This is a genomic window from Phaeodactylibacter sp. (assembly GCF_040219495.1).
Taxonomy (GTDB): Bacteria; Bacteroidota; Bacteroidia; order Chitinophagales; family Saprospiraceae; genus Phaeodactylibacter.
Map to the genome: position 1 here is coordinate 25,154 of NZ_JAVJSK010000033.1, position 9,628 is coordinate 34,781.

General features: G+C 52.1%; 7 protein-coding genes. 6 read left to right on the plus strand and 1 reads right to left on the minus strand.

What is annotated here, in order from left to right:
* The 4 genes from RIC19_RS04810 (at position 1) to RIC19_RS04825 (ending at position 5,240) form a co-directional block, all read left to right on the plus strand.
* Complete coding sequence (locus RIC19_RS04810) at positions 1-1,062, plus strand: FecCD family ABC transporter permease (protein WP_350177159.1); 1,062 nt, start codon at positions 1-3, stop codon at positions 1,060-1,062.
* Complete coding sequence (locus RIC19_RS04815; protein WP_350177160.1) at positions 1,059-1,886, plus strand: heme ABC transporter ATP-binding protein; 828 nt, start codon at positions 1,059-1,061, stop codon at positions 1,884-1,886. The genes RIC19_RS04810 and RIC19_RS04815 overlap by 4 nt, the downstream gene beginning before the upstream one ends.
* Positions 1,883-2,989 carry a hemin-degrading factor gene (locus tag RIC19_RS04820; protein WP_350177161.1) on the plus strand — a complete coding sequence of 369 codons (1,107 nt, stop codon included), beginning with the start codon at positions 1,883-1,885 and terminating at the stop codon, positions 2,987-2,989. The genes RIC19_RS04815 and RIC19_RS04820 overlap by 4 nt, the downstream gene beginning before the upstream one ends.
* Before the next feature lie 160 nt (positions 2,990-3,149).
* Complete coding sequence (locus RIC19_RS04825; protein ID WP_350177162.1) at positions 3,150-5,240, plus strand: TonB-dependent receptor plug domain-containing protein; 2,091 nt, start codon at positions 3,150-3,152, stop codon at positions 5,238-5,240.
* A 133-nt stretch (positions 5,241-5,373) separates the two neighbouring features.
* On the opposite strand, the gene RIC19_RS04830 is transcribed toward RIC19_RS04825, so the two are convergent.
* Positions 5,374-5,742: a DUF4143 domain-containing protein gene (locus RIC19_RS04830; protein ID WP_350177163.1), complete on the minus strand. Its 369-nt coding sequence runs from the start codon at positions 5,740-5,742 to the stop codon at positions 5,374-5,376.
* Between the two features lie 423 nt (positions 5,743-6,165).
* Here RIC19_RS04830 and RIC19_RS04835 point away from each other — a divergent pair, with 423 nt between their 5' ends.
* Both RIC19_RS04835 and RIC19_RS04840 read left to right on the plus strand, forming a co-directional pair.
* Positions 6,166-8,106 carry a S9 family peptidase gene (locus tag RIC19_RS04835; protein WP_350177164.1) on the plus strand — a complete coding sequence of 647 codons (1,941 nt, stop codon included), beginning with the start codon at positions 6,166-6,168 and terminating at the stop codon, positions 8,104-8,106.
* 429 nt (positions 8,107-8,535) lie between these two features.
* Positions 8,536-9,342, plus strand: coding sequence for a T9SS type A sorting domain-containing protein (locus RIC19_RS04840; protein WP_350177165.1), 807 nt, complete (start codon positions 8,536-8,538; stop codon positions 9,340-9,342).
* The last annotated feature ends 286 nt before the right edge of the window (positions 9,343-9,628 follow it).

A 9,628-nucleotide genomic window follows, 5' to 3' on the forward strand; every position in this document is an offset into this window, starting at 1 on the left:
ATGATACAAAGCCTGCCCAAATACCGTTCCCTTTCCCGTTTGCTGTCGCCTCCTGTGCTGACGCTGTTGCTGGTCATTTCTGCGCTCTGCGCCCTGCTGATCGGGGCGTACAGCCTGCCGGTACAGCAGGTCGGGCTGGTGATGGGCGAACAGTTGTTTGGTCTGGAAGCCGGCTTGCCACAGACCCTGAGCTATCTGGTCTGGGACATCCGCCTGCCCCGCATCCTGCTGAGTGTGTTCGTAGGCGGTGGGCTCGCTATTGCCGGGGCCGCGGTGCAGGGGCTCTTCCGCAATCCACTGGCCGACCCGACGCTGATTGGCGTGACGAGCGGGGCGATGGTGTTTGCGGTAGCAGGCATTTTGTTTTCCGCCTCCGTTCTGGGCGTGATTGGCAGCTGGCTGGGCTACGCTACAGTCACCGTAATGGCGTTCACCGGCAGCCTGCTGACCACCTTCCTGGTCTACTGGCTGGCGAGCAGCAAAGGCTATACTTCCGTAGTGACGATGCTGCTGGCGGGCGTGGCCATCACAGCCCTGGGCGGTGCCCTTACCGGGCTGATGACCTACTTCTCCGATGAGGATGAGCTGCGCGATATCACCTTCTGGACACTGGGCAGCCTGGGCGGCGCCAACTGGCAGATGCTCGCGCTGCTGGTGCCGTTGGTACTCCTGCCTGCCTTTATCCTCTGGCGACAGTCGAGCCAACTCGACCTGCTGCTGCTGGGCGAGCGGGAAGCGGCCTACACCGGCGTGAATACGCAGCGCACCAAATGGATCGTCATCGGCTGCGCCGCCCTGATTGTAGGGGCTTGCGTGGCGGTGAGTGGGGTGATTGCCTTCGTGGCGCTGGTCGTCCCTCACCTGGTACGGCTGATACAGGGGCCGCGCCACCGCAGTTTGCTCTTGGGCTCCGCCCTGCTCGGCGGATTGTTGATGGTCTGGGCGGATACCGCAGCCCGCACGCTGATTGCACCCGCTGAATTGCCAATTGGCATCCTGACGGCTCTGCTCGGTGCGCCGTTTTTTATCTGGCTATTGCTCAAAACCAAACGCAGCTTATGATCGAAGCAAACCACATCGGGGTACGGAAATCGGGCCGCTGGATTTTGCGGAAAGCAGGGGTACAGGTACGTGCCGGAGAACTGGTGGCGCTCATCGGTGCCAACGGGGCCGGGAAGTCGACCCTGCTGAAAGCCGTGGCGGGAGAGATTACGCCGGATGAAGGTGCGGTAAGCATCAACAGCAAAATTTTGGCAGACTGGCCGGCTGCCGGGTTGGCAAAAGTCCGGGCTGTGCTCAGCCAATCAGTCCAACTGCCCTTCTCCATGCCCGTGATCGACCTGGTGGAAATGGGGCGCTATCCGTATCAGGGGCAGGAACCGGGCGGGCGCACCCGGGAGATTGCCCGGCTTTGCCTCAAACAGGTGGGACTGAGCGGGTATGACGACCGGGACATCCGCACGCTTTCCGGTGGAGAACAACAGCGGGCGCAGCTGGCGCGGGTACTGGCGCAAGTGCACCGGGAGAGCGAGTCCGGTGAGCGTTTTTTACTGCTCGATGAGCCCACCGCCAGTCAGGATATTGCGCAAAAGCAGCAACTGCTCAGCCTTTTGCGAAAGCTGGCGAACGAGGCAGGCCTTGGCATACTCACGATCCTGCACGACCTCAACCTGGCGATGCAGTACGCCGACCGGGTAGTGCTGCTGCGCGGCGGGCATTTGCTGAAAAGCGGCCCACCCGAAACGGTGCTCACCCCCGAGGGGATTGCACAGGGATTTGGGCTTAAAGCCCGGGTGGTGCGGACGCCGGGAGAAGCCTTGCCACATATTCTCACCTGCCCTACGGCGGTGGATCTTTTTCAAAATGAAGAAACAGCTATACCATGAAGACAACAACAAGCATTAATCCGGAACTACAGGCGCGATATGAAGCGCTGAAGTCAGAACAGCCCAAATTGCGCATCCGCAATGCAGCAGAGGCACTGGGCGTAAGCGAAATGGAATTGCTCGAGCTGCAATTGGGCAGCACCGCCACGCGCCTCAGCGGAGGCTGGCAGAGCCTGCTGCAGGAGGTGGAAAGCCTGGGCCACGTGATGGCGCTTACGCGCAATGAATACGTTGTGCATGAACGCAAAGGCGTATACCACAACGTCTCCTTTATGCACGATGGCAAAATGGGCGTAGCGGTAAATCCGGACATCGACCTGCGGCTGTTCATGTGGGAATGGGAATACGGCTATGCGGTGGAAGTGCCCAGCCGGGGCAAAGTGCTGCACAGCTTGCAGTTTTTCAATCAACGCGGTACGGCAGTCCATAAAATATACCTGACCAATAAATCGGACCAAGCCGCCTATGATGCATTAGTCAACAAGTACCGGGCGGAAGACCAAGGTACGCCTGCAACCGTAGACCATAGCCCGCAAGCAGCGCCTACGGTGATCCCGGACTCGGAAATCGACGTGGCCGCTTTTCAGGAAGAATGGCGCAAGCTGCAGGACACGCATGATTTCTTCCCCCTGCTGAAAAAGTACGAGCTGCAACGAACACAGGCCCTGCGCCTGGCGCCGGAAGGCTTTACCCAAAAGGTACCCAACGAAGCGGTGGTTAAAGTGCTGGAAGCGGCGGCAGAAAATGAAGTGCCGATTATGGTCTTCATCAACAGTCCCGGCTGCATCCAAATCCATACCGGACCGGTGAAAAAGCTGATCCCGATGGAGCAGTGGTTCAATGTGATGGACCCGGACTTCAACCTGCACCTCAACCTGGAGGGCATCGCGGAGAGCTGGGTGGTGAAAAAGCCGACCAAGGATGGCATCGTTACCGGCCTGGAAGTGTACGATGCGCAGGGTGAGCTCATCGTGTACTTCTTTGGCAAGCGCAAGCCCGGCATTCCGGAGCTGGAAAGCTGGCGGGAGATTATAGATGAGAAGTTCGACCCTGCCTGCTTGCGCATGGCAGGCAGGTCCGCTGGAGTCGAAGCCACTATTTAAGTTTGAGTTACTATTGTACGACCCCAATGGGGTCGACTATCCGTAAAAACAGCTTTCATCTTTTAATTGACGCCGTAGGTGTCACACTTACCTGAAGAAAAGAAGAGCAAATGGATAATGTTCGATGGTCAAGCAATCGCGAAGTAACCTACAAGAGCACATGAGGACGATATTTTTTGTTTGTTGTTTCTTCATTACGATTGGTACTTGCACCCCGCTGCATAGCCAAGCTTCGCTGCCACCCGATTCATCGCTTTGGGCGCTGCAGTTGCATGATGTAATCGTGACGGCGCAGTACGCGCCCACCGACAGCCGCAACGCCGTGCACGATGTGATCACCATACGGGAGGAAGTGATTGAGCAGCGGGGCGCTACCAATCTGGAACAGCTGCTGCAGCAGGAAGCCAACATCCGCATCCGGCAGGATATGGTGCTGGGCAGCAGCATGAGCCTGCTGGGTATCGACGGGCAGAATGTCAAAATTATGGTGGACGGCGTGCCGGTGATCGGTCGGCAGGATGGCAATATCGACCTCAGTCAGCTCAACCTCAACAACATTGAGCGGGTGGAGATCGTAGAGGGCCCGATGTCGGTCAGCTACGGTACGGATGCCCTGGGCGGCGTCATCAACCTGATCACCAAAAAATCGCAGCTCGACCGCTACGACCTGAACCTCACGAGTCAGGTGGAAGCCCGGGGCGAGAACCGCTACGCTGCTGCCTTCGGTGCCCGCCTGACCGATGATCTTACCCTGCGCCTCAACGGCGGCTACGATGTGTTCGGCGGCTTTAGTGAAAACGACAGCCTCCGCTCCGTGCTTTGGAACCCCAGGGAGCAGTGGTTTGCGGATGCCTACCTCGGCTACCGGCTGGACGATAAACGCAAGCTGTTTTACACAGGCAGCTTCTTCGATGAAGAAGTGCAGAATCTCGGCAACATCCGCCGCCCGCAGTTCAAGCCCTACGCCTTTGACGACTTTTACCTGACCCGGCGCATCAACCACAGCCTGGCGTACGAAGGGCAAGTCGGGAAAAACTACTACCTGCAAGCCACCACCGGCTACAACCAATTCCGCCGCTACAAGCGCACCCTGCGCACTAATTTTGAGGAAAACGAGCAGCTTGAAGTACCCGGCATGCAGGACACCGCCCGCTTCTCCGGTGCCATGCTGCGCGCCACCTTCGCCAGTCAGTACGCCGACAGCCCACTGAATTTTCAGGTAGGCGTGGACCTGCGGTACGATGACGCGACGGGCCTACGCATACAAGACAGCTTGAGCAGCCGGGAAGGCTTTTCGCAAATTGGCGACTACGCGGCATTCGGCAGCCTGCGCTATCAGCCATGGGAAGCGCTGACCGCAGAAGCCGGGCTGCGCTACGCTTACAATACCCGCTACGAAGCCCCGCTCGTGCCTTCCTTCCACCTGAAGTACCGGCTGAATGAGCAGTGGGCCCTACGCGGCTCCTACAGCCAAGGCTTCCGCAGCCCGGACTTGAAGGAGTTGTTTTTCGAATTTATCGATATCAACCACTTCATCCTCGGCAACCCGAACCTACGGGCGGAGCGCTCGGACAATCTGCAGCTAGGCCTGTTCTACGAGCAGCGCGGGGACGACTGGCGCCTCAAGGGCAAAATCAAAGGCTTCTACAACGACATCCGCGATAAGATTGAGCTGTTTGAGTACATCGAGACCGACGAAGGCATCGCCCCGGCGATTGACACCTCTACCCTGCGCTTTGCTTACTTCAATCAGGCGGTGTACAAAACGCAGGGCGTCAACTTCTCGCTCAGCTACAGCACGCCCCGGCTGGAACTGAGCGCTAATGCCTCCACCATCGGCTACTACAATCCGGCGAGCGAAGACTTGCCACAGCTGGATGAATTCACCTACGCCATGGAGTACAGCAGCAGCGCCACCTACCGCTGGCTGAAGGCAGGCCTGAGCGCTTCTCTTTTCGTGCGCGTCAATGACCGGCAGGTCAATTTCTTCCCCACCACGGATGCGGAGGGCAACACCATCGCCGGTCAGCGCCTACAAGATGGCTTTACGATGGCAGACTTTACCCTCACCAAATCCTTCTGGAAAGAGCGCATCGACCTGACGCTGGGTGCCCGCAACCTACTCGATGTACGGCGGGCCAACATACAGGGCGCAGCGAGCGGCGGGGCGCACAGCGGGGGCACCGGCAGCGCGCCGGTGAGCCCGGGGCGGAATGTGTTTGTGCGGATGATGGTGGATTTGGGGTGGTAGTGTGAAACAAACAGAAAACAGTATGAAATGTAAAACCGAGGTGCTGCTAATGAACGGCAGCATGAGCGTCGGGTAATGTACCGGCTGTAAACGGGTGGGCGTCCACTTCAACAACCTGCAATTATACGGTGTTTCATTTTACTACTTCACGTAAAAACCAGTCTAAACTACCGACTTCCGCTCCTTTATGTGGATAGGTTTCGCTGCGAGGGGTAATGATGAAGCCACGATCAGCCTGAATGTACTCCAAACTATAATAGAAGCCTTTGCTTACCTTAGGAGCGTTTGAAAATTTGATTTCAATACCCCATCGCTTACCGTCAGGGCGGAGTATCAGTAAGTCGATCTCTGCCCCGGAGCGCGTTCGGCAAAAGAAAAAGCCAGAAAACTCCGGGCTTTCCCGAATAATTTGTTCGATAACGAAAACCTCCCATGAGTTTCCGACAGCAGGGTGGCTCAGTAACTGCTCATAATCGTATATTCGGAGCAAATGGTGCGGCAACCCTGCCTGCTGCGAGTGACCAGGTCAGACTCTCCAATAATTTTTGAGATATACTTCGGTAGATCATAAATTAACCACTTACTAAATTTAAAATTTGTTTTTAAATTTTAGCAGGTTATAACACATGGGAAATCTCCGATGGCAAGGTTCTTTTGCGCATTGATCCATCCGCCCTCCACTCCTTCCGACACTACTCTTTTTTTCAGGCATTACCTGAAAAAAGGAAACGAAATGGCCAAATACGAGCTGCCCAAAGACCGGATTCTCATTACTACAGATTACATGCGCAAGAAGTATGGCTCGTATGATCTGAATATTTTCCGGCGCTGAGTGGACCAGGGGAAGGTGAACAATGCGATAGCCCTTCACGAAGGTTCGAGTCAAATGCTTAACTTCACGGTCCAAACCTAAAGAATACGGATCATGAAGAAGCTTTTGATATTGTCACTCTGCTCCATTTGTATGGTAACGCTTGGGACCAGCCAATCCAGGGTAATGACACCGGAGCAACTCATTGAACTGAACAGGGTTTCTGCTGTGGGCTTAAGCAATGATGGCAGTCGGGTGATTTACAAAACCTCAACCTACGACCTGAAAACGAATGAACGCTCCAGTAAACTATTTTCTGTTTCTGTAAACGGAGGAGACCTGCAATCCTTAGAAGAAATTGGAGATCAGGTAACAGATAAAAAGGTTTCTCCAGATGGCAAATGGAAGTTAATTACAAAAGAAGTCAAACTCCAGAGTGTAAGTGGCACTGACCACTATAGCGATGTACCTCATTCAAATGTCCTCATATACGACCAACTCAACTACAGACATTGGGATACCTGGGAAGATGGGGCTTACAGCCATGTTTTTTTAAAATCCATTACGGACCCTCAGGGTAGCGATATCGATTTGATGGAAGGGGAGCCTTTTGATTGCCCGCAAAAGCCGTTTGGTGGTGAGGAAGACTATATCTGGAGCCCCGATTCCAAAAAAGTATTGTACGTCACTAAAAAGTTAACGGGCGTCGAGTATGCGGTGAGTACCAATTCGGATATCTTTGAGTACAACCTGGAAACCCGGCAAACCACCAACCTTACGGCAGATAATAAAGGTTACGATACCCATCCTGCATTTTCGTCCAAAGGCACCCTCGCCTGGTTGCGAATGAAAAGAGACGGGTATGAATCTGATAAAAATGATATCATCGTCAGGCTATCCTCAGAGGATGTGAACCTAACTGAAGACTGGGACGGGACGGTCAATGGCTTTGTATGGAGTGAAGATGGATCGAAAATATTCTTTAACGCCCCGGTCGGTGGGACCGTCCATGCTTTCCAGATTGATGTTCCTACCGATACAAAAACGAAGTCAAAGCCTCAACAAATTTCTGAAGGTCAATTTGACGTAAATGGAATTACAGGCCAAATTGGAGACCATTTGATCGTGTACCGAAGAGACATGAATCACGCTACAGAGATTTACAATCTGCATATTGAAACGGGGGAAATGAAGCAGCTGTCTACTGCAAATGACGACATCTACAAAGACATCAAAATGTCTAAAATAGATAAGCGGATCGTCAAAACAACAGACGGAAAAGATATGGTCACCTGGGTAATTTATCCACCAGATTTTGACCCCACTAAAGAATACCCCACGCTTCTTTATTGTCAGGGTGGACCTCAGGGTGCATTATCTCAGTTTTATTCTTTCCGGTGGAATTTTCAACTGATGGCTGCTAATGGCTACATCATTGTTGCCCCCAACAGAAGAGGTATGCCTGGTTACGGCGTTGAATGGAATGAGCAAATCTCCAAAGATTACGGTGGGCAAAATATGGACGACTACCTTTCTGCAATTGATGATGTGGCAAAAGAGCCTTATGTAGATCAAGATAGATTGGGGTGTATTGGAGCAAGCTACGGGGGCTACTCTGTTTTTTACCTGGCTTCGAGGCATGAAGGCAGATTTAAATCCTTCATCTCCCACGATGGCATCTTTAACTGGAGGTCCATGTATGGTACCACTGAAGAACTGTTTTTTGTGAATTGGGATCTTGGTGGAGCTTATTGGGACAAAGCAAATGCTGCTGCTCAGAAGGCGTATGCCGAGTTTAATCCGGTAAGTTTTGTTGACCAATGGGATACCCCAATTATGATTATTCAGGGGGGAAAAGATTTCAGAGTACCTATTGGACAGGGATTGGAAGCTTTTCAGGCAGCCCAACTGCAAGGTATAAAATCAAAACTTTTACTTTTTCCGGATGAAAACCATTGGGTGCTTTTACCGCAAAACAGCTTGGTCTGGCAAAGGGAGTTCTATAAATGGCTGGACGAGACTGTCAAGAATATGAAAATAGATGCTGGGCAATAGATCATTAGGCTAACTTTGCTAAACCCAATGCTGGAAAATACGGTCTCCTGTAATTTTCACAGCCCCAATTTTATTGCTTGCAGTATATTCCTGCCAAACCAGTACTACTTCTGCCGCATTGAAGCTTACCGAGATCGATGTGCAAACCTTGCCTCAGGAATCAAGGTATCCTCGACTATGAAGCCCACAGCGGGCAGGGTAGTTACACGGTATAGAGTACAGAAGCTATTCGAATGCATCTCCGAACAAGCACCTCTATCGCACCAAACATTGTAATAACGGATTGAAAAAGCAAAGTGATGAATAATTGAAATTCAAACATTAATCCGTATATTGTTTCTCATCAATAAAACAAGCCTTGCCAAACGTATCTTTGCTATTAAGGTAAGCGAGGCGAGGTTTTTTTATAAACCATTCAAAACATTAAACATGAATAAACAACTACTATTGTTTATGGCCTTTATGCTCACAGCCAGCCTGGGCTTTTCCCAAAAGGTACTGGTTGATTTTGAGGAAGGCAACCTTGGTTTCACGCCCTTTGGAGCGGATGCCTGGACGGGAGACCCCCTCTTTAGTGTGATTGAAAACCCAGATAAATCTGGTATCAATCCCAGTGATAGCATTGGTCAGTACCTGGAGCCAAACGAAGGAGAACCCTGGATGGGCATGTTCTTCAATCCGGAAGAACCAGTCGAACTGACCAGCGGTCAGACGGAGCTGTGCGCTAGTGTTTGGGTAAGCGAAGCGGCAACCCTTACGATTAAGGTAGAAAACCCTGCGACAGGTCTTAATTTTGAGCCACCACCGATCGATGTAACTACCACCGGGGAATGGGTACAAATCTGCCAGGATTTTGCTGGCACTGCTGCTGAGGGCGAAACCGCTACGGTGGTAGTAATTTTCTTCAACATTGGCTCAGTACCTGCGGCACCTACTCCTCACTTCTTTGATGATATAGTTCAGCCAGGAGTGATGACCAGCACAGGCGAGGTGCCGATCGATCAAAGAATAGGTATTTTCCCCAATCCTGTTAGGGATCAACTCAACTTTGATTTCAACGGAACCAATCCCACTACCGTTATGATCTCCGATCTTACCGGTAAACAAGTGATGAAGCCTACGCGGGTTACATCTAATTCCATTGACATTTCAAACCTTATTCCAGGAATTTACTACGTAACGCTGAGGGATAAAAACAATGAGATCATCAGTACGAAGAAGATGATCAAGCAATAAATATGCTATTCTAAACCTTAGAGCATGTTTGGAGCTCGTTCCTATTGCAAATCAACGCTTTATGAACCCCGCAGGAATGCGGGGTAAGCTCTGACTTCCTCAATGAGAGCGTGTTGGGACTTTAGTAATCGGTCTGTCCCGGTGCACCGGGACACTTTTTTGCTTACACTTCGTCCCGAAAATCCTTCCCGCAAACTGCGGGACAGGCTATTTAGCTAAGGCTAAACTCCGGTTTTCGTGCCTCGTACAACCAAAAAATTGTTAGTTTTCGACTAGAAGACAAAAG